At 59.8% G+C, this 23,091-nt stretch carries 19 protein-coding genes; 2 read left to right on the top strand and 17 right to left on the bottom strand.

Annotated features, from left to right (window positions below; genetic code table 11):
- Positions 1–71: 71 nt before the first annotated feature.
- The 3 genes from hldE to AAEZ03_RS22935 all read right to left on the bottom strand — a co-directional run bounded on the left by hldE (position 72) and on the right by AAEZ03_RS22935 (position 4,612).
- Positions 72–1,493 carry a bifunctional D-glycero-beta-D-manno-heptose-7-phosphate kinase/D-glycero-beta-D-manno-heptose 1-phosphate adenylyltransferase HldE gene (gene hldE, locus AAEZ03_RS22945; RefSeq protein WP_048366634.1) on the bottom strand — a complete coding sequence of 474 codons (1,422 nt, stop codon included), beginning with the start codon at positions 1,491–1,493 and terminating at the stop codon, positions 72–74.
- Positions 1,494–1,618: 125 nt separating this feature from the next.
- Positions 1,619–3,430, bottom strand: a complete 1,812-nt coding sequence (gene msbA / locus AAEZ03_RS22940) for a lipid A export permease/ATP-binding protein MsbA (RefSeq protein ID WP_350581829.1) — start codon at positions 3,428–3,430, stop codon at positions 1,619–1,621.
- Between the two features lie 15 nt (positions 3,431–3,445).
- Positions 3,446–4,612: an O-antigen ligase family protein gene (locus AAEZ03_RS22935; protein WP_350581828.1), complete on the bottom strand. Its 1,167-nt coding sequence runs from the start codon at positions 4,610–4,612 to the stop codon at positions 3,446–3,448.
- 98 nt (positions 4,613–4,710) lie between these two features.
- On the opposite strand from AAEZ03_RS22935, the gene AAEZ03_RS22930 reads away from it, so the two are divergent.
- Positions 4,711–5,316 (top strand): BUD32 family EKC/KEOPS complex subunit, encoded by a 606-nt coding sequence (locus AAEZ03_RS22930; protein ID WP_048366637.1) that lies wholly within the window; start codon positions 4,711–4,713, stop codon positions 5,314–5,316.
- Here AAEZ03_RS22930 and AAEZ03_RS22925 read toward each other — a convergent pair.
- From AAEZ03_RS22925 to AAEZ03_RS22895, 7 genes are all read right to left on the bottom strand, one after another.
- Complete coding sequence (locus AAEZ03_RS22925; protein WP_350581826.1) at positions 5,305–6,405, bottom strand: glycosyltransferase; 1,101 nt, start codon at positions 6,403–6,405, stop codon at positions 5,305–5,307. The two genes, AAEZ03_RS22930 and AAEZ03_RS22925, sit on opposite strands and share 12 nt — an antisense overlap.
- Before the next feature lie 47 nt (positions 6,406–6,452).
- Positions 6,453–7,214, bottom strand: coding sequence for a glycosyltransferase family 2 protein (locus tag AAEZ03_RS22920; RefSeq protein ID WP_350581823.1), 762 nt, complete (start codon positions 7,212–7,214; stop codon positions 6,453–6,455).
- A 69-nt stretch (positions 7,215–7,283) separates the two neighbouring features.
- Positions 7,284–8,240: a glycosyltransferase family protein gene (locus AAEZ03_RS22915; RefSeq protein WP_350581820.1), complete on the bottom strand. Its 957-nt coding sequence runs from the start codon at positions 8,238–8,240 to the stop codon at positions 7,284–7,286.
- Entirely contained in the window at positions 8,237–9,661 is a 1,425-nt protein-coding gene (locus AAEZ03_RS22910; protein WP_350581817.1) for a PIG-L deacetylase family protein, read from the bottom strand. The genes AAEZ03_RS22915 and AAEZ03_RS22910 overlap by 4 nt, the downstream gene beginning before the upstream one ends.
- A gap of 78 nt (positions 9,662–9,739) precedes the next feature.
- A complete protein-coding gene (locus AAEZ03_RS22905; protein WP_350581814.1) occupies positions 9,740–10,636 on the bottom strand; it encodes an antimicrobial resistance protein Mig-14 in 897 nt (298 codons plus the stop codon).
- Positions 10,636–11,766 carry a glycosyltransferase gene (locus tag AAEZ03_RS22900; protein WP_350581811.1) on the bottom strand — a complete coding sequence of 377 codons (1,131 nt, stop codon included), beginning with the start codon at positions 11,764–11,766 and terminating at the stop codon, positions 10,636–10,638. The genes AAEZ03_RS22905 and AAEZ03_RS22900 overlap by 1 nt, the downstream gene beginning before the upstream one ends.
- Positions 11,750–13,507, bottom strand: a complete 1,758-nt coding sequence (locus AAEZ03_RS22895; RefSeq protein WP_350581808.1) for a carbamoyltransferase family protein — start codon at positions 13,505–13,507, stop codon at positions 11,750–11,752. Before AAEZ03_RS22895 ends, AAEZ03_RS22900 begins: the two co-directional genes overlap by 17 nt.
- A 239-nt stretch (positions 13,508–13,746) precedes the next feature.
- Here AAEZ03_RS22895 and AAEZ03_RS22890 point away from each other — a divergent pair, with 239 nt between their 5' ends.
- Positions 13,747–15,825, top strand: coding sequence for a TonB-dependent receptor family protein (locus tag AAEZ03_RS22890; RefSeq protein ID WP_350581805.1), 2,079 nt, complete (start codon positions 13,747–13,749; stop codon positions 15,823–15,825).
- 202 nt (positions 15,826–16,027) lie between these two features.
- On the opposite strand, the gene AAEZ03_RS22885 is transcribed toward AAEZ03_RS22890, so the two are convergent.
- From AAEZ03_RS22885 to waaF, 7 genes are read right to left on the bottom strand one after another with little or no spacing between them, the layout of a single operon-like run.
- On the bottom strand, positions 16,028–17,467 hold the full coding sequence (locus AAEZ03_RS22885) for a lipopolysaccharide kinase InaA family protein (protein WP_350581802.1): 1,440 nt from the start codon (positions 17,465–17,467) through the stop codon (positions 16,028–16,030).
- Complete coding sequence (locus AAEZ03_RS22880) at positions 17,467–18,219, bottom strand: lipopolysaccharide kinase InaA family protein (RefSeq protein WP_048366648.1); 753 nt, start codon at positions 18,217–18,219, stop codon at positions 17,467–17,469. Before AAEZ03_RS22880 ends, AAEZ03_RS22885 begins: the two co-directional genes overlap by 1 nt.
- Positions 18,216–18,950: a lipopolysaccharide kinase InaA family protein gene (locus AAEZ03_RS22875; RefSeq protein ID WP_350581798.1), complete on the bottom strand. Its 735-nt coding sequence runs from the start codon at positions 18,948–18,950 to the stop codon at positions 18,216–18,218. The genes AAEZ03_RS22880 and AAEZ03_RS22875 overlap by 4 nt, the downstream gene beginning before the upstream one ends.
- On the bottom strand, positions 18,950–19,756 hold the full coding sequence (gene rfaP / locus AAEZ03_RS22870) for a lipopolysaccharide core heptose(I) kinase RfaP (protein WP_153334855.1): 807 nt from the start codon (positions 19,754–19,756) through the stop codon (positions 18,950–18,952). The genes AAEZ03_RS22875 and rfaP overlap by 1 nt, the downstream gene beginning before the upstream one ends.
- On the bottom strand, positions 19,756–20,877 hold the full coding sequence (locus AAEZ03_RS22865; protein ID WP_048366651.1) for a glycosyltransferase family 4 protein: 1,122 nt from the start codon (positions 20,875–20,877) through the stop codon (positions 19,756–19,758). Before AAEZ03_RS22865 ends, rfaP begins: the two co-directional genes overlap by 1 nt.
- Positions 20,877–21,938 carry a lipopolysaccharide heptosyltransferase I gene (gene waaC, locus AAEZ03_RS22860; protein ID WP_350581795.1) on the bottom strand — a complete coding sequence of 354 codons (1,062 nt, stop codon included), beginning with the start codon at positions 21,936–21,938 and terminating at the stop codon, positions 20,877–20,879. The genes AAEZ03_RS22865 and waaC overlap by 1 nt, the downstream gene beginning before the upstream one ends.
- Positions 21,939–22,973: a lipopolysaccharide heptosyltransferase II gene (gene waaF, locus AAEZ03_RS22855; RefSeq protein WP_048366653.1), complete on the bottom strand. Its 1,035-nt coding sequence runs from the start codon at positions 22,971–22,973 to the stop codon at positions 21,939–21,941.
- Positions 22,974–23,091 lie beyond the last annotated feature (118 nt).

The following is a 23,091-nucleotide window of genomic DNA, read 5'->3' as shown; positions in this document are numbered from 1 at the left end:
CGAGCTTGCCTCGCGATCTTTTGATCTTGAAAGATCGCGAGGCAAGCTCGCTCCTACAGAGGATTGCGTTGTTACTGGCCGCGTATTTTCTCGACGATGGCCGTGGTCGAGCTGTTTTCTACCAGCCCCAGCACTTTCACTGTCCCGCCGTACGCGCTCACGATGTCAGCACCGACCACTTGGTCGATCCCGTAATCGCCGCCTTTAACCAGTACATCCGGCTTGACCTGGGCCAGCAGGTTTTCCGGGGTGCCTTCAGGGAAGCTGATCACCCAGTCCACCGCGCCCAGACCCGCCAGTACCGCCATGCGCCGGTCAACGCTGTTGATCGGGCGACCCGGGCCTTTGAGGCGGCTCACGGAGGCGTCGTCGTTTACGGCAACAATCAAACGATCACCTTGCGCCCGCGCCTGTTCCAGATAGGTCACATGGCCGGCGTGCAGGATGTCGAAGCACCCGTTGGTGAAGACGATTTTCTCGTTGTGCGCCCGCGCATCGTCGATGGCCAGCAGCAGTTGCTCGAGGCTCAGCACGCCACGCTCGGAGCCTTCCGAACGCTGAATGGCGCGACGCAGCTCCGGGGCGCTGATGGCCGCCGTACCCAGCTTGCCCACCACAATACCCGCCGCCAGATTGGCCAGGGCCACGGCATGGGGCAGCTCTTCACCGGCAGCAATGGCAGCCGCCAGGGTCGAGATAACTGTGTCACCGGCACCGGTCACGTCAAACACTTCACGGGCGCGTGCCGGCAAGTGCATGGCAGCAAAGCCCGGACGCAGCAAGGTCATGCCGTGCTCGCCACGGGTGACCAGCAAGGCACCCAGCTCCAGATCGGCCATCAGCTTGGCGCCTTTGGCCACCAGGTCGGCCTCGTCGATGCAACCACCGACAATGGTTTCGAACTCGCTGAGGTTCGGCGTGATCAGGCTCGCACCCCGATAAATCGAGAAGTCTTTGCCTTTAGGATCAGCCAGCACCGGAATGCCACGGGCACGGGCGGCCTGGATCAATACCTGGTGGTTTTTCAACGCGCCTTTGCCGTAGTCAGACAGCACCAGCACTTTAATACCGTCGAGCAGGCGCTCGACTTCAGCGCCCAATGCCAGGGCATCAGTCGCAAACGGTTCTTCAAAGTCGATACGCAGCAGTTGCTGGTGACGGCTCATGACCCGCAGTTTAACGATGGTCGGCTGGTGCTCAATGCGCTGGAACAAGGCGCGAACGCCTGCGCCTTCAAGGCTGTTGGCCAGGCTGTCGGCAGCTTCATCGTTGCCGGTGACGCCGACCAGCGAGGCCGGTGCGCCCAAGGCAGCAATGTTCAAGGCAACGTTGGCAGCACCACCCGGACGGTCTTCAATTTGCTCGACCTTGACCACCGGCACGGGCGCCTCAGGGGAAATCCGTGAGGTTCCGCCATGCCAGTAACGGTCGAGCATGACATCGCCTACCACCAAGACAGGGGCTTGATCGAATCGCGGCATGGACAACTTCATGGAGGACCCACATACAAAATGAACAGGGGCGCGATATTAACACAGGGTGAACGCAGGTCAGTTCACGGTGTTAATCGCAGGGAAAATGCGCCGACGGGAGCAGGCGTGCCTGCCCCCGTCGGTGTTCAGGTGATGTCGCCAGACGCCAGCGGCGCATCCAGGCCCATCGAGTGCAGACGGGCGTAATAGCCGTTCTGCGCCAACAACTCGCCGTGAGTGCCACGCTCGACGATCTGGCCCTGATCCATCACCAGGATCAGGTCAGCTTTTTCGATGGTCGAAAGACGGTGCGCAATCACCAGCGTGGTACGCCCTTCCATCACGTGGTCCAGTGCCGCCTGAATGTGGCGCTCAGACTCGGTATCGAGTGCTGAGGTGGCCTCATCGAGGATCAACAGTGGCGAATTTTTGAGCAAGGCGCGGGCAATCGCCAAACGCTGACGCTGACCGCCCGACAACAGCACACCGTTCTCACCCACCGGCGTGTCCAGGCCTTTGGGCAACTGCTCGATAAAGTCCATCGCGTAGGCATCACGCGCGGCCTTTTCGATGTCGGCCCGTGGCGCACCGGCCAGGTCGCCGTAGGCAATGTTGTTGGCCACAGTGTCGCTGAACAGGGTGACGTTCTGGGTCACTTGCGCGATATGACGGCGCAGGTTGAGCAAGCGATAGTCTTCGACCTCAACGCCATCGAGCAGGATCTCGCCCGAGGTGTGGTGATAGAAGCGCGGGATCAGGTTGGCCAGCGTCGACTTGCCGCTGCCCGAACGCCCGACCAGTGCCACCATCTGCCCCGGCTCAGCCGTGAACGACACGTCTTTAAGCACTTGGCGCTCAGTGTCGGGGTAGGTGAAGTTGAGGTTGCGCACCTCAAGACGGCCACTCACATGGTCCAGCTCAACGGTGCCGGTGTCGACTTCCGGTTTTTCGTCCAGTTGCTCAAAGATGCTTTCAGCACCGGCGACACCCTTCTGGATGGTCGAGCTGACTTCAGACAACTGACGGATCGGCTTGGGCAGCAAGCCGGCCAGGGTGATGTAAGCGATCATGTCGCCCGCCGAGGCATCGCCGCGCATGTACAGCACCAGGAACATCAAAACGCCCATGGCGATGTAAATCACCAATTGCAGCATCGGGGTGTAGATCGCCCCGGTGCGAGTCATGCGCAGTTGCTTGTCGGTGTTGCTCTGGCTGGCCTTGAGGAAACGCTCGCGCTCGTACTTTTCGCCGCCAAAGCTGCGAACCACACGGTAGCCCTGGATGGTTTCGGACGCCACGTGGGTCACGTCGCCCATCGCCACCTGGATTTTCTTGCTTTGCTTGCGGAATTTTTTGCTGGCCGAACTCACCATGACCGCGATCAACGGCAGGATCGCCACCATCACCAGCGTCAGGCGCCAGTTCATCCACAGCAGCGACGCAAACAGGAACACCACGGTCATGCCTTCACGAATCACCACCTTGATTGCATCGGTGGCAGCACCGGTGACCATGGTGACGTTGAAGGTGATGCGCGAGATCAAGTGCCCCGAGTTGTGCTTGTCGAAATAGCGGTTAGGCAGCACCAGCAGGTTGTTGAACAGCTGCACCCGCAGGTCGTGCACCAAGCCCAGCGAAACCTTGGCCAGGAAGTAGTTACCCAGGAAAGACCCCAACCCTTGCCAGGCCGCGATCAATACGATCAACAGCGGCACGGTCTGCAGCAGGCGCATGTCACGCAGATAAGGCACGTTCGGAAACAGCACGGCATCCGGATTGGACAAGCCGTCAACGAAATACTTGAGGATGTAACCCAGCATGGGTTGAGTCGAAGCGAAGATAAGGAAGCCAACGATACTCAGCAGGAAAAGGCCGATGTAGGGCTTCACATAACTCAAGAGCCGGAAATAGATTTTCAGGCTTGAACTCTGTCCTTCTTCGGACGGTGAATCACTCATCGTAGAGCTCACTGATTAAGGAAAACGCGAAATTTTATCACAGGCTTCACCCTGCGCCGTCTTGAACGACAAAAGAGTCGCCACGGCAATGGGCAGCCAGGTGATAAACCATTCGGCACGCGGGGTATCAAGCAAACTGGCCGCATCAAACTGCATAGCCATTGTCGAAAACACCCACATGCCCACCAATCCCTGGCCCAGCAAAGTCGCGCGAGCGCGCCAGCCATATACCAAAACCGAAAACCAGGCGATGCTCCACAGCAGCAAACCCGGCAAGCCCAAACTGATCGCCACACTGGTGAACAGGTTGTGCGAATGATCAAACATGATCCCCAGCGCCGGCACACCAAACGGCGCCTCAAGCCCAAGGCCAAGCCATGGGTGCGCCTTGATCATCTGCACGCTGGACATAAACAGCTCGGGCCGATAGGACGAGCCGCGGGACATCATCTGCGCCTGCATGCACCAAAACACGATCCCGGCGCCCATCAGCCCGGCCACCGAGATGACCACGGTCTGACGGTTGCACCGCCAGATCGGCATGGCCAGCACCGTAACCATTAGCGCCACTGCCGCACCGCGGCTCTGGGTAAACACCACAAAGGCACCCAACAACGCCAGTGCGACCCACCACAGGGCTTGCATTCCACGCTCACGCGGCATCCAGTGCAACATCCAGACACCGGCGATACCCACCGCATAAGCGCCCAAAATGGGGTGAGCCAACTCGCCCAGACCTTCCAGACGATCCATCAAGGGCCGAGCGTCAATAAAATAGAAACGCACCATGGCCGCTGCTGCCATGACCGCCAGCCCCAGCCCGCCCCATTGCAGCAGGCGTACAACACGTTCAGGGCGGCCATTGGCCAGAATCGGCCATGACATCACAAACAAGGCGATGTAGAGCAATTGCTTGGCCTGGCTCAGGGGCTGGCCACTCCAGCTCAAGCTGAGGGTGGCCCAAGCGGCCAAACCGATCAGTGCCAGGCACAGCGCTCTTTGCGCGTGCCAGACCTGCGCCAAAACCGGGCGGGCAGACCATGCCACCAGCAGTGTCGGCAACCAGACGAACACAACCAGGCCCTGTTGATAGATTTTGTTGGTAGGGGCAAATGCAATCGCCAACATGAACCACAGCACGCCGCAGGTCATGAGGGTCTGAGCCCAACGACTTTCGTACATCATCCCGCTCCTAAATCATCTACCCGGCCAACCTGGCATGGTTAAAGCGCCACTTTTTCGGCATCATTGCGTGTCTGACTGCTCGCAAGGGTTCTACGATGCAATGTTCACGGCTTCCACAAGCCGCTTTAAATCAAATGATTGAAGGCGCCAAAATTCTTGAGGCGGACAGTTATGGTGCAAAAGTCTACCTGCTGCAAGACGGGAACATAGTGAAACTGTTTCGCCGCAAGCGTCTTCTGTCGTCCGCCTTGCTGCGCCCTTATTCCAAACGTTTTATTGATAACGCGGCCCAACTCGAGAAGCTGGGTATTCCCACCCTCAAGGTGCTGGCGTTTTACCGTCTGGATAAACCCGGCATGACCGCGGTGCTGTATCGCCCGCTGCCCGGTGAAACCCTGCGTCAGATCGCAGAAAAAAACGGGTTTGACTGGTCAGAAAATCTGCCGAAGCTTATCGAGCTGATTCGCAGATTGCACGCGGCCGGTATTTACTTCCGCTCTCTGCACTTGGGCAACATTGTGGTGACCCCTGACAACGCGTGGGGTTTGATTGATGTCGCCGACATGAGTTTTGTGAGGGCGCCACTGTCCAAAAAGCTGGTCCAGCGCAACCTGCAACACTTCTTGCGTTATATCGAGCGCGAGAGCCTCAGCGATAAATTCCCCGCTCAAGCCCTCAAAGACGCCTTTTTAAAGGCCTGACAACACCGTGGTGCATGCCTGCCTGAAGCGCAGCCAGGCATGTTCCGGGTCAAGGCTTGCGTGCTGGCGCGCAGCCACTTCTGTTGTCGACAGCGTGTCGCTGGCTTCAATCGCCCGTGCCCATGCCGACTCATCGCCGACCGCCACGTAGTTCCCCGCCTCGCCCAACTGCTCGTAAAACACAGGCAGGTCACTGGCCAGTATCGGCACGCCAGCAATGACCGCTTCCTGAACGACCAGCCCCAGGCCTTCTGCCCGCGACGGTATCAGCACCCAGTCAAATGCCCGATACAGGCTGGCCACGTTGTCGACGTAGCCCGGCAGCAAGACCTTGCCTTGCAGCCCCAGCGCCTTGACCTGAGCCTCCAGCTCGGCGCGCATGGCGCCTTCGCCAATGATGATCAGCAGTCGATCCGGGTGGTTAACGAGGGTTTTGGCAAAGGCGCTGAGCAAGGTGTCAAAGCCCTTGGAGTCCACCAGACGGCCTACAGCACCGAACACTTGATGAGTACCCGCAGGAATGCCCAGTTGCTGGCGCGCCTGGTCACGCGGCAACAATTGCTGCTCGAATGCGTGCGGGTTGAGCATGCTGCTCAGGGTGACCACCGGCAACTTGAGATCGGCCGAAATGGAGTCTGCGAGGGTTTGCGAGACAGCACAGAGTGTCAGTTGCTCGCTGGAAAACTGGCGAAGCAGCCTGACATCTTTGCATTGCAGGCGGGTTGAGCCGTGAAACATCACCACCGCCCGTACGTGCGGCAGTGTGCGCAAGGCCGGCAACAGCACCCGAGCCACGCCCAGCCCATCGATCAGCACCTGCCGAGCGTCATTTTTGAGCAGGGCCTTGCGAAAAAAACAATTACGCCACGGGCGCGATAACGCCCAGATGCCCCGCCCTTTTAAAAAGCGCGTAGACAACTCCAAAGCCTCAACCTGCCCAAGCTCGCGCAGGCAAGCCGGGGCAGAGTGCTGTAAAAGCCAGGTCTTTACCGGTGTACCCGGTGATGCCTGAGAGAGGATTTGCTGGTGAACCTTGTGTACAGACGCATAAGGAGAACCGCCTGACCACATCACATTAATGATGCTCATCACACGCTTCCTCGCCGTTCAATCATCACCATTCAAACCTGTACCTGCTAACTGATAAGGACGCCTATTAGAACGCCCACCAACAACGTAACGAACAACTTGATCCGCTCCCGACGGCCGCGTCGCAGCTTGCGCAGGCGCTCTTCAGGCACCTCGACATGGTTGCCAAAGCCTGTGTGCAACACCGCGTCAGCTTCAAGGGCCACCGCTTGCAGATTAAGTTCGGCATAGCGCTTGGACAGCGCTTTTTCGCCACCATGACCGCTATAAGGCGCACATAACAAATATTCTTTGTAACGGCGTAATCCAGGATTCAGCGAGAAGCTCTGCCATTCGGGTTTATCCGACAGCACCGGGTAGCACGCGACGCCTGCAATCACCTCGCGCTCACCGTAATGTAGGTAAGGGCTGTGAATGCGCAAGTCGTGTGCGTAGCTGCGCAGCCAGACCTGCAAGATCTCTGGTTTGTTCTCCAGAATCGCTCTTGAGTCTTCGACAAAGCCCGGGCGATAAAACTCCCAATCGTCTTCACAATGAAAAATGTACGCGGTGCTGACTTTAGAGTAGGCCAGATCGATGGAAGCCAACTGCCCAAGTTTCGGTTTGTTGACGAAAACGGTGCAGTGCTCACGCCAATTGGGCGGAATAGCCTCGCGCACGGCCTCATCACCGGAGTCTTCGGTAATAAAGACTTCACGAATGGGCGCGGTATTGAACCGGTCAAAGCTTTCGAGCGTCAGCTTGAGCAAGTCAAGACGGCCGCAGCTGGTCACAACCAGGGTGATGTCACTTTCTTGGCAGAACCGCACGGTTCGCCTCCTCTCATTAAATAGTTTCAGTCCTTTGGGTATCACCACGATTGCACCGGGGGGGGTGTCTCAGACCCCCAGTTTCAATCGCACCCGATCGACCCAGGACAAGGGCGGATGCGGACGTAGTGCCGGTTGCAGCTCTTCAACAATGCGCTGGCCAATTCGACCGAAGCTGTACTGTGACACCGCAAGATCACGACCACGAAGAGCGATATCGGCTGCCAGTTGCGGATCATTACGCAGCTGTTGCAGTTTTTTTTGCAGCTCTGGAATGTCTCGATAAAAAACAATGTTGTGCATGTCGACAAAGCCCAACGCACGGTTTTCGGCTTCACCCTGATCAAACGCCAGCAACACACAACCGCAGGCCATGGCCTCAAAGTTTTTGATCATGTATTCGCCCATGCCCACGTCCGCGCTGACAAAAAAGCGGATGCGGTTAAGGGTGTCGCGGTAGTCATCACCAGACTTGGTGCGCGTCACTACCAGCGGCTCGACGCTGGCCAACTCGTCGAGCAACGCTTTGCGGCCACTGTAAGCCACGCTGTTGGTGCTGCCAACAAACGCCAGCTCGATGTCGCGCTCACGGCCCAGGTCATGCAAAAGAGTCTGGTCGTAGCCTTTGGGCACAAATACGGCGTCAAAGCCCTCTTCGCGCAAGCGCTCGGTGACCATAAAACCCGAGGTGATCACACGGGCCCACGGCAGTTGGCGGTAATGGGCGCTGAATTTACCGGTGTATTTGCACTCGATGTAATTTTGATACGCATCGTGCTCAAGGATCACCAGGTTGGGCACGGTACGGATAAAGCCGACCTGGCGGATCTCTTGTTTAAAACGCAAGAAAAACACAATGCGGTCATAACGCGACACGTCCACTTCACGGCGGAAGTAGCTGCGCAAGTTGCGTTGCTCGTCACTGCTCAGCCAGCGCGTATCGCACTCGCAATGCGCTGCAATGCCGTCATACAAGCGATCCAGAATGGCCCGCTGCTCTTTCTGTACTAGAAATAGAACTCTCATGGGTTTCCTTGCGACGCTTTGAGGCGCCAGAACAGCTCATGCCGTCGAACTGCTTTACGAAAATATTCATTCTCGCCATAAGGCGATGGCCGTCTGCCCGCCAGCAGCGCCTGGATTGACCGGCGCACGCGGCGCTTGAGTGCAGCGCGCGGCTGCAGGTCGTGCATCATGCCCAGCGCCATGGCCTTGTCGCGTTGCTGGGCCAGTGTCAGCGGCAGGCTGCACGGGTGCAAGCTGAGCGACGCATCGAACACCGGCGGCAGAGCCACCCCATCACCGCTATTGCCCATGGGCCAGCGGTCATTGTCATGCAAATGGTTGGCGTAGCCCAAAATCGTCGTCGGCTGCCACTCCAGCCCTTGCAGCGCCTCGAACACCGCCGCTTGTGCGCAGATGTGGTCGGGATGCGGGTCAAGCGAGGGATGCGGCAGCACAATCACTTCAGGGCGTGCGCGCAGGATCAAGGCACGCAAATCCGCCAGCAGGTTATTCCAGGTCGGTGCGCCATCGCCATCGCCGGGCATCGGAAACGGATTGAGCTGACGAAACAGCCGGATGTCACTCATATCCGCCTCGCGAGACGGCATTGGCTGATCCGGCGCGGCCTGCATGGCCGGCAGTTGCAGGCAGAAGTAGCCCAATTGCGCGCAATGCGCCTCAGGCACACCGGCCCAGCGCGGCACGGCCAGGCTGTCCCATGCCCGCAAGCGGCCCTTGAGGCGCGCGGCTTCGGCACGCTCAAGGCCCATCTGCTGATAATGCTCGGCTTCGATTTCACCGGCCGTCAGGGTGACGATCCACGCCTCTTTGGCCTGGCTGTACAGACCAAACGCCGCCAGCTCCGCATCGTCGGCATGGGGCGCAATGACCATGACCCGTTGCTCGCGGTAATCGGCTTGGCGGAACAACCACAACCGGGGCTGACCAGACACGCGGCAATGCCGGCCTTTGAGGCGCAACTCGCCACGGGCCAATGCGCCAGCGTGCTCGCTCAGGTTCAAATAGCGCAGCCCGTTGACCCCGCGCTCGAAGGTTTGCTGATCGGGCTGCTCGCCGCCCAGCAGTTGAATGCTCGGGTCAATGAAACGCCCCAGCCCACGGCTGCTGACCTTGATGGCCAGAATCAGGGTGTGATTGCCGGTCACGCTCAACGGCTGATCGAGCACCAGGCGTTCACCCTCAAGGCGCACCTCAAGACACTCGCCGTCCGGGTCGAAGGCGTACTGGTAGTCGTCTTGGGGGGAATAGAACAGATGGTCCGCAAACCAGGCCTCATGCGCCACCCAGCCCAGCACCGCCAATACCGGCGGCAGCCACCAGGCCAGCCAGACACCGCTGACAATCAGCACCAGCAGGCCGATCAGCAAGCCAATTCGTTTATTGCGCCGATGGCGCTTGAGGAGTTGCTGTTTGCGGCTCATGTTTTCTCCTGTAGGAGCGAGCTTGCCTCGCGATCTTTTTAAAAGATCACCCGCAAGCTCGCGCCTACAACGGATCATTTACGTTTTAAACACCGGCACCGGGTTGCACCAACGCTCTTTGTATTCGCGGTCGGCGCGGCCGAACGAGAAACGCAAAGGCTTGTTGACGCTGCGCGCCTGCTCCCAGGCCGATTGGGTATTGAGAAAGCTCAATACGCTACCGGGGCTGAAATCTCGGGTTTGCGGGTCAACACCGCCGTTGACGTACTCAACGCTGATCCATTGCGGGGATTCAACCCGGTACACCAACTGGATAGCAATAGGCGCGTCGTTAAGGAATATGACCGAACCGATCAACAGCTCACGCAACAGCTCGACCACGTCGGCCATGCGCTCGGCGCCCGTGGCCACAAAGCCCCAGCGGCGCAGGAACAGATCGCAGTAAATGGCCGCCAGTTCAGTGCTGGAAAAGTCCGTCACCGGGCGCACCACACCGCCCGCCTCTTCCAGCAAACGCAGTTCGCGGCGTTGGTTGTAACGGAATTTTTTCGAGAGTTCTTCAGGCGTGCGGGCCATCGCCAGCTGTTCGGTTTGCTGGATCAGCGTACTGAAACGGCCTTCATTGAGCTGCGACAGGTAGCGCCCACGATGACGCAAGGGCACGTTGGCCCCGTCGGCAGCCGGCAGAATGATCTCGGCATTACCGAGGTCAAACAGGCCTTTTTTGCCGTGGCGCTTGAGCACGTCCTTGGACAAAGCCAGGTCGCGGCCCCAGGTCGGGATCGCAGCTTTCACTTCGCCATCTTGCTCCCAGGCCAGGTAGCGCACCGGGATACCCGCCAACTGAGCCAAACGCTCAACCACCATCGGGTGCGTGGCCACGCTGCCACCAAAGCGTTGCCAGGCCTCTGCGTAAACAGACGCGTCAACAACGCTCCAGCCGCGCTCACGCCAGCCCTGGAAATAAGTGAGCATCAGGCCCCCGCAGTCAGGTCGGTGGCTTGCGGCAACTGCCAGAACCGGTCATGAACGGCCTGATCGCTAAAGCGCTCGTGCAGACGCGCCAGCATCAGGTCAGCACAGGCATGGCGCTGCTCATCGGTGAGTACCGACAGATGCTTGATGCCCTGAGCCAAATGCTCGACATCGCCCAGCGGGAACAAGATTCCTACGCCTTCCACCACTTCCTTGGCGCCGCCACAGGCCGTGGCCAACAACGGCACGCCAGCGGCCATGGCCTCCAGCAAGACCATGCCAAACGGTTCGTGATCGGAACTGAGGGCAAACACATCAAACGCACGGAAATAACGCCGTGCATCGGGCACCTGGCCCAAAAACTTCACCTGCTCGGCAACACCGAGCTCACGGGCCAGCTCTTTGAGGTCTTGCTCCAGACGGCCTTTACCCAGAATCACCAGTTGGCTATCTGCTGGCAGGTCTGCCCGTGCCTGGGCGAAGCCCTTGATCAGCGTGGCCTGGTCTTTGTCCGGGTGCAGACGCCCGACATTGCCGACAATAAAGCCCTCGACCGACAACCCCAGCGCTTCACGCGCCTGGGTGCCGGGCAGTTGGCTGGCTTGTACGGCGTCGATATCGATGCGGTTGTACAGCGTGCTGATACGCCCGGTCGGCCACTTGGGCAGGCATTGGCGCATGTCGTCACGCACCGCATCAGACACCCCGAGCAGGCTCAGGCGTTTACGAAACAGATTAGCGAACAGTTTGCGGCTGCCGCGCTGGTAGTCGCCAAACGCATGATGCACGCCGATCACCGGCAAACCGGTGGCCAACAAGGCGATATAAATCGGCTTGAAGCGGTGGGCGATGCAAAAGCTGAATGCCCGCGAGGCGGCGATTTTACGCAGCTTGGCGATGGCGCCCAGCTTGAGGCCACGAATGGCCTTGGAGCTGAACTCCATAAACAGGACTTCGTCGGACGCGCAGCCTGCGGCGACTTCGGGGTCGGCCGCCCCGGTCAAAAAGACCGTGGTGACCTTGTACCCGCTGCCGGCAAACAGGCTGGCGTACTGGCGCGCGCAGTCCAGAAACGGCCCGTCATAGCCGTGGCAGAACTGCAGCACATGCCGCTCAGTCGAGCGATTCATAACGCTCCGCGCCTTCTTTAACCACCAAGATGTCTTCCATGATCAGGTACTGCAGGTCCGAGCCGAAGAACATGTTCAGGGCGTCGGTCGGCGAGCACACCATCGGCTCACCACGGCGGTTGAGCGAGGTGTTCAGCGACACGCCGTTGCCGGTCAGTACTTCAAGGGCCTTCATCATGTCGTAGTAGCGCGGGTTGTATTCGCGCTTGAGCACCTGGGCACGAGAGGTGCCGTCTTCATGGACAACCTCTGGCACGCGGGTTTTCCACTCTTCAGCCACTTCAAAGGTGAAGGTCATGAACGGTGCCGGGTGATCGACCTTGATCATCTGCGGGCCCACGGTGTCGAGCATCGACGGGCAGAAAGGCCTCCAGCGCTCACGGAACTTGATCTGTTCGTTGATGCGGTCAGCCACGCCTTCGCTGCTCGGGCAACCGATGATCGAACGACCGCCCAAAGCACGCGGGCCAAACTCCATGCGGCCCTGGAACCAGGCCACCGGGTTGCCATCGACCATGATCTTGGCGATTTTCTCAGGCGTGCCTTCGATTTTGCGCCAGGCAGGCTTGCCCGGGTGACGGGCACACGCCGCGATCACGCCTTCGTTGCTGTACGCAGGGCCGAGGTAGACGTGTTCCATCTTCTCGACCGGCACGCCACGCGCGTGGGATACATAGGCCGCAGCACCCACCGCCGTACCGGCATCGCCGGACGCAGGCTGGACGAACAGCTCTTTGACTTCCGGGCGGGCAATGATCTTTTGGTTCAGCTTCACGTTCAACGCGCAGCCGCCCGCAAAAGCAATTTTGCCGGTCTCTTTGAGAATGTCGCCCAGGTAGTAGTCGATCATCTGCAGCGCCAGTTTTTCAAACAGCGCTTGCATGCTGGCCGCGTAGTGGATGTACGGCTCGTCGGCGATGTCGCCTTCGCGCTTGGGGCCCAGCCACTCAATCAGTTTTGGCGAGAAGTAGAAGCCCTTGCCCTTCTCTTTGTAGCGGCGCAGGCCGATAACGTTGGCGTATTCGGTGTTGACCACCAGCTCGCCGTTTTCAAACGAGGCCAGGCGCGAGAAGTCGTATTTGCTGGCGTCGCCGTACGGCGCCATGCCCATGACCTTGAACTCACCGTCGAGCATCTCGAAACCGAGAAACTCGGTGATCGCGCCGTACAGGCCGCCCAGGGAGTCTGGATCGAAGAATTCTTTGATCTTGGTGATCTTGCCGTTTTCGCCATAACCGAAGAAGGTCGTGGCGTACTCGCCTTTACCATCGATACCCAGAATCGCGGTTTTCTCTTTGAAACCCGAGCAGTGGTAGGCGCTGGAGGCGTGGGCCAAGTGGTGCTCAACCGGCTCAATCTTGATTTTTTTCGGATCAAAACCCAGTTGCTGCAAGCAGAACACAATCTTGTTGCGATAGCGCTTGTAGCGACGGTTGCCCATCAGGATCGCGTCTAGGGCGCGGTCCGGGGCGTACCAGTAGCGCTTGGCGTAGTGCCAGCGAGCCTTGCCGAACAAGCTGACAGGGGCGAACGGGATCGCCACCACATCAACGTCGGAAGGTTTGATACCCGCTTGCTCAAGGCAGAATTTTGCGGACTCGTAAGGCATGCGGTTCTTTGCATGCTTGTCGCGTACAAAGCGTTCTTCCTCAGCCGCTGCAACCAGCTTGCCGTCAATATAGAGGGCTGCGGAGGGATCATGGCTAAGGGCGCCGGACAGGCCAAGGATCGTCAATGCCACTGGATTAGCCTCTTAAAAATGCAGGCAGGCGGCGGGCGCCTGAAAAAAGGGTGTACTGCGCGCAACGCGCAGAAACAACTAAAGGGCGGGATTATAGCGTAAAGCGCACGGGAATGACCCAGCCCTAGTTTTCAGGTAATCACCTTTACGCCCGATGGTGCCGCTAAACTGCGCCCTCTCTGCTAGCCTGATACCCGTCGCCCAGACGGGTCGCGTCACACGGAACCCCGATACCGCCCATGAATTTTTTTGCCCCTGCCCGCTTTGCCCTGTTGCTCCCGGGGCTTTGCCTCGCGCCCGCCAGCTTCGCCGAAACCCTCGAACTGGACCCCAGCGTCATTACCGGTTCGCGCAGCGCCAGCCCAAGCTTTGACCTGCCCTACTCGGTCGACAGCATCAACCAGCAGCAGATCAGCGACGGTCAATTGGGCATCAATGCCTCAGAAGTGCTGTCCCGCGTGCCGGGGCTGGTGGTGCAAAACCGGCAGAACTACGCACAGGACCTGCAAATCTCGTCCCGTGGTTTTGGCGCACGCTCGGCCTTTGGCGTGCGCGGTATCAAGCTGATTGCCGACGGTATTCCGGCCAGCACCCCTGACGGTCAGGGCCAGGCCGCGACCTTTAACCTCGACACCGCCGAGCGCATCGAAGTGCTGCGCGGCCCGGCGGCCACGCTGTACGGCAGCAATGCTGGCGGGGTGATTCAAATGTTCTCCCGCGATGGCGAAGGGCCGCCGCGCATCGGCGCCGAAACCCTGGTGGGCAGCGACGGCATGAGCAAAAACCACCTCACGGCCGAAGGCGCGACAGACGACGTAGGCTTTGTGCTCGACGCCTCGCGCATGGACACCGACGGCTACCGCGACCACAGCGCCGCCCGCCGCGACCAGACCTTTGCCAAGCTCAACTTAAAGCCTGACGAAGACAGCAAACTGGCGCTGATTTACAGCAGCCTGGAGCAAAACGGCACCCAAGACCCGCTGGGGCAAACCTGGGAAGCCTACAAAGCCGACCCACGCTCGGTGACCCCGGCAGCACTGACCTACAACACCCGTAAAAGCATCGACCACCAACAAGTGGGCCTGAACTACGAGCGCTACTTCGGCGATGCCACCTTGCAGGTCAATGCCTACAACGGCACCCGCAGCGTGATCCAGTACCTGGCGATTCCCAAAGGCACGCCCGGCAACAACCAGGGCGGCGGCGTGGTGCAATTCGACCGCAAGTTCTATGGCGGCAGCCTGCGCTGGCTGCAACCGGTGCACAGCGTGCCCGGCGACCTGACCCTGATTGGCGGGCTGGACTACGACCAGAGCCGGGACAGCCGCCACGGCTACCAAAACTTTGTGGGCGACCAACTGGGCGTGAAAGGCGCACTGGTGCGCGACGAAATCGACACCGCCCGCAGCCTCGACCCGTACGTGCAGGCCAACTGGGCCATCGACAACTGGACCATCCAGGCCGGCCTGCGTTACAGCACCATGGAGCTGGACGTACATGATCAATTTTTGAGCAACGGCGACGACAGTGGCACCAAGCGATACGAAAAAGCCACGCCCTCGATGAGTGTGATGTACGCCTTTACCCCGGAGCTGCATGGTTATGTCAGCGCGGGCAAAGGCTTTGAAACACCGACTCAGGCGGAATTGGCCTACTCGCCAAACGGCAATGGCTTCAACTTTGGCCTCAAACCGTCTGAAAGCACGCAGTACGAAATGGGCTTGAAAGCTCAGCTCGCCAACACACGCATCAATGCCGCCATCTTCCAGATCACCACCTCCGACGAACTGGTGGTGCTGAGCAATACCGGCGGGCGCACCACCTACCAGAACGCGGGCCGCACCTTGCGACGCGGCTTCGAACTCGGGGTTGAAAGCCAGCTAGCCGACGACTGGACCACCACCCTGGCCTACACCCGACTGCTAGCCACCTATGACCGCGACTTCACCAGCCCCAAAGGCCTCATTGATAAAGGCAACGACCTGCCGGGCGTGCCGCAGACCACCTTGTTTGCCGAAGTGAACTGGAAACCTGCCGACTGGGTCAGCACCGCCATCGAAGGCATGTACCGCAGCAAGGTCTACGTCGAAGACACCAACACGCAAAAAGCCGCACCGGCCTACAGCGTGTTCAACTGGCGCGCGAAGTTTGAGCAAAAGGTTGATCACTGGACCTTCCACCAGACCTTGCGCCTGGACAACCTGCTGGACCGCCAATACGTAGGCTCAGTGATCGTTGCCGACGGCAACAACCGCTTCTACGAAGCCGCACCGGGCCGTTCGTGGTACGCCGGAGCCGGGGCGCAATACAGCTTCTAAGTCGCCCCAAACGCTCCGTCTTCGACGCCGCGCTGTCGCGCAGCAAACAGGCCACCGAATATCTTCAGCATCCCCCAATCGGTTCCCTCTCCTTCGGGAGAGGGCAAGGGTGAGGGGGCTCTTGACTTGAGTACATATCCGTTGCTGCGGTAACGGCCACTTAGGGTTCCGGCCTTACGCCGCGTCACTTTGCAAAAGCGGGTTACACCGCTTTGGGCAAACGCTCATCAATCACGTGATGCAAGGCGCTGCTCGCCGGCCAGTTGCGCATAAAGCGCGCCCGGTCGCGGGCGTAGGCTGTGGCGAAGCTGCCTGGCGATGAGTGCTGGCACATGGAGTCCAGGTCAATCAAGGCCCAGCGCCCGTCTGCCCAGAACACGTTATGGCCTTTAAGGTCGCCGTGGCTGATGCGCTCGCGAATCAGGTCGGCAAACAACTGGTCCAGCGCCTGCAACTCAGCTTCAGGGGCGTCGCCGCTGTCCTGATACGGCGCAAAACGCTCGATGATGTCCGGGCCGGGCAGGTATTCGGTCACCAGATACGCCTTGCCACGCAGCCACAAAAAGCGGGTTTCCAGCAGCGCCAGCGGCTTGGGCGTGGCGATGCCGAGAAACAGCAGCCGATTGCCTTCCTGCCATGAATGCCATGCCCGGCTCGGGCGCCAGAAGCGTTTGAGCCAGTGGGCAAAGCCTTTGATGTTGTAGCGCTTGACCACCAGGCTGCGGCCCGCCACGTCAAACTTGCCCACGCTGGCCGCGCCGCCGGTTTTATACAGATGGCCCTGATCGAGCAGCGCATCGGCTTTGGCCACGACGGGCAACATGGCTGCTTCTTCTTCGCGGGCAAATGCGCGCAAGGCAAACGCCCCGCTCTGCACGCTGAATAAGGTGCAGTCGCGGCCCACTTTGTTCATAAAGTCGTTGAGGCGCCAGGCGCGGACTTTTTCGACCTGTTTGAGCAGCGCCTCAAGCGGCAAGGCGTGTTCGCCGTTGATCAGCAGGTAATGCACCAGCAGTTCTTCAATAAACGGCTCAAGGCTTTTCGGCAGTTGAGCGAAGAACACCCCAAGGTTTTCCAGCACTTTTTGCCGTGACAGCGGCTTGCCCGCCTCTTCGACGCAAATACCCGCGCCGTCGATCAAATACAGTTTGCCGTTGCAGCGCAGCAGGTTGTCCAGGTGCAGGTCTTCTTGCCACAGGCCCTTGAGGTGCATCTGCCCGATCGCTTCCAGCGCCTCGGCCAGCACCGCCTGTTGCTCGTCGGCCAACACCGGCAACGCCGCAACTGCGTTCCAGGCATCGCCCAGGCTTTGCGCGTGCTCAAGGAACTCAAACAGCAACCAGCCGCCCTCGCCGTCTTGCAGACCGTCAGCCAGCAGTTGCGGCGTGGTCAGGCCTTGCTCTGCCAACAGGCGCACACCCGTCAGTTCTCGCTGAAAGTTGCGCGCCGCCTTGCTGCCGACCATTAATTTGGCCAGCACGGTACGCCCGCGCCACACCCCGGCACCCACGTAGCGCTGCCCCGGCAACACCCGCAGCAGGCTCAACAGTTGCAATTGCGCAGGCCCGGCTGCGTCAGCCAGTTCAATGCTCAGCGGCAACGACGGCGTGCGCCCGGCCTTTTGCAATTCGGACAAGCGCATCAGCGGCTCTCCTTGTGGCTGCGACGAACATTCAAACGCTCAAACCAGGCATCGACCAAACCGCTCTCGACCGGCTGTTCGAGGTACGCCGCAAGCAAAGTGCGCACGTCATCAGCGTTCCAGACCTGAGCCCGGCGCAACAACGGTTCGATGTCTTTAACCCGGTCACGCTGGCCCAGCAGCAAGGGGCGGGTCTTTTCCAGGTCGATCAACTGGGCGCGATAGCCCTCGCCGTCTGCCTGCAAAAAGATGTGTTTAGGGTAGAAACAGCCATGCACCTGACGCGCAGCGTGCAGTTGGCGCGCCAACTGACCGCAGGTGCGCAAAATCGCTTGCTGCTGCGCGTGGGTCAATTGAGGCCAGTGTTCGAGCAGGGAATCGAGGTCGTTCCAGCCGTCCAGTGCGCGGGTCATCAAAATGGCCCGACGCTCGCCAGCGACTTTACGCTCACCAAAAAACACCGCTTCCAGCGCCGGAATACCCAACTGCTGGTAACGCTGGATATTGCGAAACTCGCGGGCAAAGCTCGGCTCGCCCAATGGGCTGTGCAAAGTGCGGGTCAGGTAATTGCTCTGGCGCTTGAGGTAAAAGCCCTGGCCTTCGAGGTCCATGCGAAACACCGTGCTCCAGCCGCCACGGCTGGTGTTGGGCTCATCGACCGCGTCCAGTTGCAGGTTCCACAGGGCATCGAAATCCGCCAGTCCATTGCGTTCCAGCAAACCCCGTTCGGCTCCTGCCAAAAAATCAGTCATTCCCGGCCCTCAAAAAAACGCACGATATGGCGGACCCGCTCTTTGTCCGCCGCGTTGAGTGTGGTGCGCCCGGTGTATTGGAAATAAAAGCGCAAACGCTGGGTGGCTGTCAGGTGGTATTTGGCCACTTTGTCGAGGCACGCCAGGTCTTTGGTGATCCGGTACTTGAGCCAGAAACCGCGCCAGAAGTCGCCGTTGGGGCAGTCGATCAAGTACAGACGCGCCTGATCGTCGATCAGCAGGTTGCGCCACTTCAAATCGTTATGGGTAAAGCGATGGTCGTGCATGGTCTTGGTGTAGCCCGCCAGTTGGCGGCTGACACCATCGACCCAGGCACGGTCCTTGAGCAGCGGGTCGTTGTTGTCCGCCAACTCCGACAAATCGCGGGTGTTGGGCAGTTCGCGGGTGATCATCGCGCCCCGGGCGTAGGCAAAGCATTTACGCTCCAGGCCCCACGCCACTACTTCGGCGGTCGGGATGCCCCACTTGGCAAAACGCTTGAGGTTCTGCCATTCGGACTTCACCCGCGGGCGCCCCAGATAGCGGCGTAGCCCTTTGCCCGCGCCGGTGTAGCGCTTGACGTAGTAATTGACGCCATCACGCTCGACGCGGATCACTTGCGACAACGGATCGCGGGTCAGGTGTTCGCCTTGCAGGGCAAACACCGCATCGAGACTGCCAAAATCATGTGCTAACGCGCGGTAAGCGGGTTCCAGAGTCCAACCCGCCATTACAGTGCATCTCCATAGCGCACTTTGCGCTCGTAGAGTTTTTGCGCCTTGCCTTCAAGCCAGGCCAGCAAACGCGCCTCTTCGCGCAGGATCTGGCGCAGCGGCATCTGGAAGTAACCGCGCAAAAAGCGCAGTTTGTCGCGTTGGGTCAGGCCAATGTCCAGCGCCGAAAAGTACAGCGCGGCCAGGTCTTTGTTGCGCCAGCGGCGGCTGATCACGGCGCGGGTCTGGGCGCGGTGCAGGTCGATGACCGACAGGCGCAGGTTGTCAGCGGTCACCGGCGTGTCGGTGTGCAGCAAAAAGTGGCAGATGTAGCAATCGCGGTGGTTAACGCCCGCGCGGTGCATCATGCCGGTCATGCGCGCCACTTCGGCGATCAGCGCACGCTTGAGCCTGGGCTGCGGCGGCTGCTTGAGCCAATTGAGGCTGAAGTCTTCAAGGCTGACGGTCGGCGCCAGCTCTTCGGTGATGATGAACGAGTGCTGCTGGGCCGGGTTGCTGCCCTTTTCGCCATAGGCCACGGCGGTCATGGTCGGCACACCGACTTCGTGCAAACGCTTGATCGCCCGCCATTCCTGGCCGGCACCGAGCACCGGCAGTTTGGCGGTGAGCAGGTTTTTGAACACTTCACCCCAACCAATGCCACGGTGGATCTTCACAAAGTAACCGCGCCCGTCGACCTCAGTACGCAGGGTACGGCGGCCGTCCAGTTCGCGGTAAACCTCACCGCTCAACTGCTCGACTTCGGTGAACGCATCGCGCCCATCCCACAAGCGTTTGAAAGGTTCGGCAAGTATCAGTTTCATCAGTGTTGCTCCGCCAGAATCACATCCGCAGCATGCTGCGGCATGCTATAGAGGTCGGCCGTCTGCGCGTAGGCCAGGCCATTTTGGCTCCAGGCCGCGCGCGCAGCATCGTCGGACAACATGTGGGTCAGATAATCATTGAGTTGCGTCTGTTCGAACGGTTCGTCCAGCACCAGGCCCGCATCGGCGTCGCTGATGTAATGGGCATAGCCGCACACCGCGCTGACCAATACCGGCAACCCCGCCACCAAGGCTTCAAGCAGAACAGTGCCGGTGTTTTCGTTGTAGGCCGGGTGGATCAGCACGTCAGCGCCCAGCAGGAAGCGCGGGATGTCGCTGCGCCCTTTAAGAAACTGCACGTGCTCGCCCAGCCCCAACGTAGCGCTTTGCAATTGAAAAACCTTGGGGTCGTCCTGGCCAATCACCAACAGTTTGGTGCGCTTTTTAAGCTCGGACGGCAACGCCGCGAGGGCTTTGAGGCTGCGGTCGACGCCTTTGGTCTTGAACCCCGAGCCGATTTGCACCAGCAACAGGTCGTCGTCGGCCAGGTTGAATTCGCGGCGGAACTCGGCGCGAATCTCAGCCGCATTCGGCGGCGCCCGACGGTCCAGCGCAATACCCGGCGGCAGCAAATGAAAACGCTGCAACGGGGTGTCGTAATGCTTGATGAACAGCGGCTGCTGGACTTCAGAAATCATCAGGATTTCCGTTTTGGCGTTTTTGTCGAACACCGCGCGCTCGTATTCAGCAAAGTGCTTGTAGCGCTTGAAGAAGCGGTAGAACGAGTGGCGCAGGTTCTGCGCTTTGTCTTCAAAGCAGCCGTCGGCGGCGTAGTACACGTCCAGGCCGGGCATTTTATTGAAGCCAATCAGGCGGTCGACCGGACGCTTGGCCAGATCGGCCTGCATCCAGGCGAGCATTTTTTCGTTACGGGTGTGGTTATGGAACGCCTTGACCGGCGCCACCAGCACTTCGAAGCCGGGCGGGATATCGCCTTCCCAAATCATCGTGTACACACGGATCTGGTGCCCACGCTTCTGGCACTCCAGCGCAATGCGCATGAAATCGCGTTGCAGCCCGCCAAACGGGAAGTATTTGTACAGTACAAAAGCCAGTTGCATCAGCGCAGTTCCTCAGCCAGTAACAACGTGCTTAATCGACTTGCGACACGCTCAGGGTTCAGACGAGTGAAGCACAACGGCCACTCGTTTTTCAGATCAAACCGCTGCTGGTCCTGTGCAGTCGGCTGGTAAGTGCATTTTTTCTGCAGGCACGGCGCACACGGGAAATCGCTGGCCAAGTGGATCTGCACCTTGCCGTACGCGCCCGTAAGCCCGGGGTTGGTGGGGCCAAACAGGGAAATGGTCGGCACATCCAGTGCCGCTGCCAAATGCCCCAATCCGGTGTCCACCGCCACGCATGCGCTGGCATTGGCCAGCACTTTGGCCACGCCTGCAAGGTTCAGCTTGGGCAGGACTACGGCGTTTTTCAGACCGTTGGCAATGCGCTCTGCACGGGCCTTTTCCGCCGGGTTGCCCCACGGCAAGCGCACTTCGAGGCCCAAATGGCCCATGCGCACCGTCAAATCGCGCCAGTAGGTTTCGGGCCAGTGTTTGGTGTCCCACGTGGTGCCATGCAAGAACACTGCATAGGGTTTGTTACGCGGTAATTCAACCAGGCGCTCAACATCGAGGCCGTAATCGCCCAGCCCTTTGGGCAGGTCATAGCCCAGCGCGACGGCAAACAATTGGCGCAAACGCTCGACCGCATGCTGCCCACGGGCCACGGCCAGGCGGCGCTGATAAAAGTGGCTGGCCAGCGGCTCACGGGCGGAGTGTTTGTCCAGTCCGGCCACCGGGGCCTTGACGTAGCGGGTCAAAAAAGCACTTTTGACCAGCCCTTGGGCGTCGATCACCAGATCGTATTTTTCGGCGCGCAGGGCTTGTTTGAAGCGCTTCCACTCGCCGCTCTTGAGTGTTTCCCAGATGTTTTTGCGCCAGCGGCGGATCGCCACCGGAATCACCTTGCCCACGGCCGGGTGCCAAGTCGGGATTTCGGCAAAGCCTTCTTCCACCACCCAGTCAAAGGTGATGCCCGGAATGGCCCGGGCCGCATCGGTCAGCGCCGGCAAGGCATGAATCACATCCCCAAGGGATGAGGTTTTCACCAACAGAACACGCACCTAGTTGACCTCGACCGGGGTGACCTGCAGGCGTTGCAAGGCTTCAATCACCGGCGCCGGCATCAGTTCGCGCAAGCAGTTGTAGTGGCCGAAACGGCAGGTGCGCTCAAAGCACGGGCTGCATTCCAGGCCCAGACGCACCACTTCAACCTGATCGGCCAACGGCGGGGTAAAGCCCGGCGAGGTCGAACCGTACACCGCCACCAGCGGGCGATTGAGCGCCGCGGCCACGTGCATCAGCCCGGAATCGTTGGACACCACGGCATCTGCGCACGACAGCAGGTCAATGGCTTCGGCCAGTGAGGTTTCACCGCTGAGGTTGACGGACTCTTCGCGAAGGCCTGGAATCAACCGGGCGCGGATGTCTTCACCGACGCTGTGATCGTTTTTCGAGCCAAACAGCCACACTTGCCAGCCTTCGCGGATCTTTTGCTCAGCAACTTTGGCGTAATGCTCGGACGGCCAGCGTTTGGACTCGCCAAACTCGGCGCCCGGGCACAGCGCCAGCACCGGACGGTCCAGTTCCAGACCGAATTTGCTCAGGGCGGCCTCGCGGCTTTGCGGCTCGATTTGCAGATCAGGGCGCGGATACGGCTTGGGCAGGTCGGCGCCCGGTTCATAGGCCAGCGCCATAAAGCGCTCGATCATCAACGGGTAGCGTTCTTTGTCCAGCGTGCGCACATCATTGAGCAGCCCGTAACGGAATTCGCCGCGCCAGCCGGTGCGCTTGGCAATACCGGCGAAAAACGGCACCAGCGCCGACTTCAACGAGTTGGGCAGCAAAATGGCCTGATCGTATTGACCCTTGAGGGACTTGCCGATCTTGCGTCGCGTGGCCAGTTCAAGCGCGCCATGGCCGAGCGGAAAGCTCAAGGCCTTGCGAACCTCAGGCATGCGCTCAAGGATGGGCCGGCTCCACTCAGGGGCCAGCACATCGATTTCGCACTGTGGGTGGCGCTTTTTCAGGCACTGGAACAGTGTCTGCGCCATCACCATGTCACCGACCCAGCTGGGCCCAACGATCAAAATATTCATAAGTTTCCATAAACAAGCAAGGGAGGCAGTGGCCTGATGCTCGTCAGCCAGAACACTCAACTGTAGGAGCGAGCTTGCTCGCGATCTTTTAAAAGATCAAAAGATCGCGAGCAAGCTC

Source organism: Pseudomonas sp. HY2-MNA-CIBAN-0224 (assembly GCF_040310285.1).
Lineage (GTDB): Bacteria > Pseudomonadota > Gammaproteobacteria > Pseudomonadales > Pseudomonadaceae > Aquipseudomonas > Aquipseudomonas helleri.
The sequence above is the reverse complement of the archived record's forward strand: the minus strand, read 5'-3'. Positions and strand labels throughout refer to the sequence as shown.

Bases quoted from the DNA above. Each gene is read 5' to 3' on its own strand.
- hldE (WP_048366634.1), bottom strand. From the start codon at position 1,493: ATGAAGTTGTCCATGCCGCGATTCGATCAAGCCCCTGTCTTGGTGGTA.
- msbA (WP_350581829.1), bottom strand. From the start codon at position 3,430: ATGAGTGATTCACCGTCCGAAGAAGGACAGAGTTCAAGCCTGAAAATC.
- AAEZ03_RS22935 (WP_350581828.1), bottom strand. From the start codon at position 4,612: ATGTACGAAAGTCGTTGGGCTCAGACCCTCATGACCTGCGGCGTGCTG.
- AAEZ03_RS22930 (WP_048366637.1), top strand. From the start codon at position 4,711: ATGCAATGTTCACGGCTTCCACAAGCCGCTTTAAATCAAATGATTGAA.
- AAEZ03_RS22925 (WP_350581826.1), bottom strand. From the start codon at position 6,405: ATGAGCATCATTAATGTGATGTGGTCAGGCGGTTCTCCTTATGCGTCT.
- AAEZ03_RS22915 (WP_350581820.1), bottom strand. From the start codon at position 8,240: ATGAGAGTTCTATTTCTAGTACAGAAAGAGCAGCGGGCCATTCTGGAT.
- AAEZ03_RS22910 (WP_350581817.1), bottom strand. From the start codon at position 9,661: ATGAGCCGCAAACAGCAACTCCTCAAGCGCCATCGGCGCAATAAACGA.
- AAEZ03_RS22905 (WP_350581814.1), bottom strand. From the start codon at position 10,636: ATGCTCACTTATTTCCAGGGCTGGCGTGAGCGCGGCTGGAGCGTTGTT.
- AAEZ03_RS22900 (WP_350581811.1), bottom strand. From the start codon at position 11,766: ATGAATCGCTCGACTGAGCGGCATGTGCTGCAGTTCTGCCACGGCTAT.
- AAEZ03_RS22890 (WP_350581805.1), top strand. From the start codon at position 13,747: ATGAATTTTTTTGCCCCTGCCCGCTTTGCCCTGTTGCTCCCGGGGCTT.
- AAEZ03_RS22885 (WP_350581802.1), bottom strand. From the start codon at position 17,467: ATGCGCTTGTCCGAATTGCAAAAGGCCGGGCGCACGCCGTCGTTGCCG.
- AAEZ03_RS22880 (WP_048366648.1), bottom strand. From the start codon at position 18,219: ATGACTGATTTTTTGGCAGGAGCCGAACGGGGTTTGCTGGAACGCAAT.
- AAEZ03_RS22875 (WP_350581798.1), bottom strand. From the start codon at position 18,950: ATGGCGGGTTGGACTCTGGAACCCGCTTACCGCGCGTTAGCACATGAT.
- rfaP (WP_153334855.1), bottom strand. From the start codon at position 19,756: ATGAAACTGATACTTGCCGAACCTTTCAAACGCTTGTGGGATGGGCGC.
- AAEZ03_RS22865 (WP_048366651.1), bottom strand. From the start codon at position 20,877: ATGCAACTGGCTTTTGTACTGTACAAATACTTCCCGTTTGGCGGGCTG.
- waaF (WP_048366653.1), bottom strand. From the start codon at position 22,973: ATGAATATTTTGATCGTTGGGCCCAGCTGGGTCGGTGACATGGTGATG.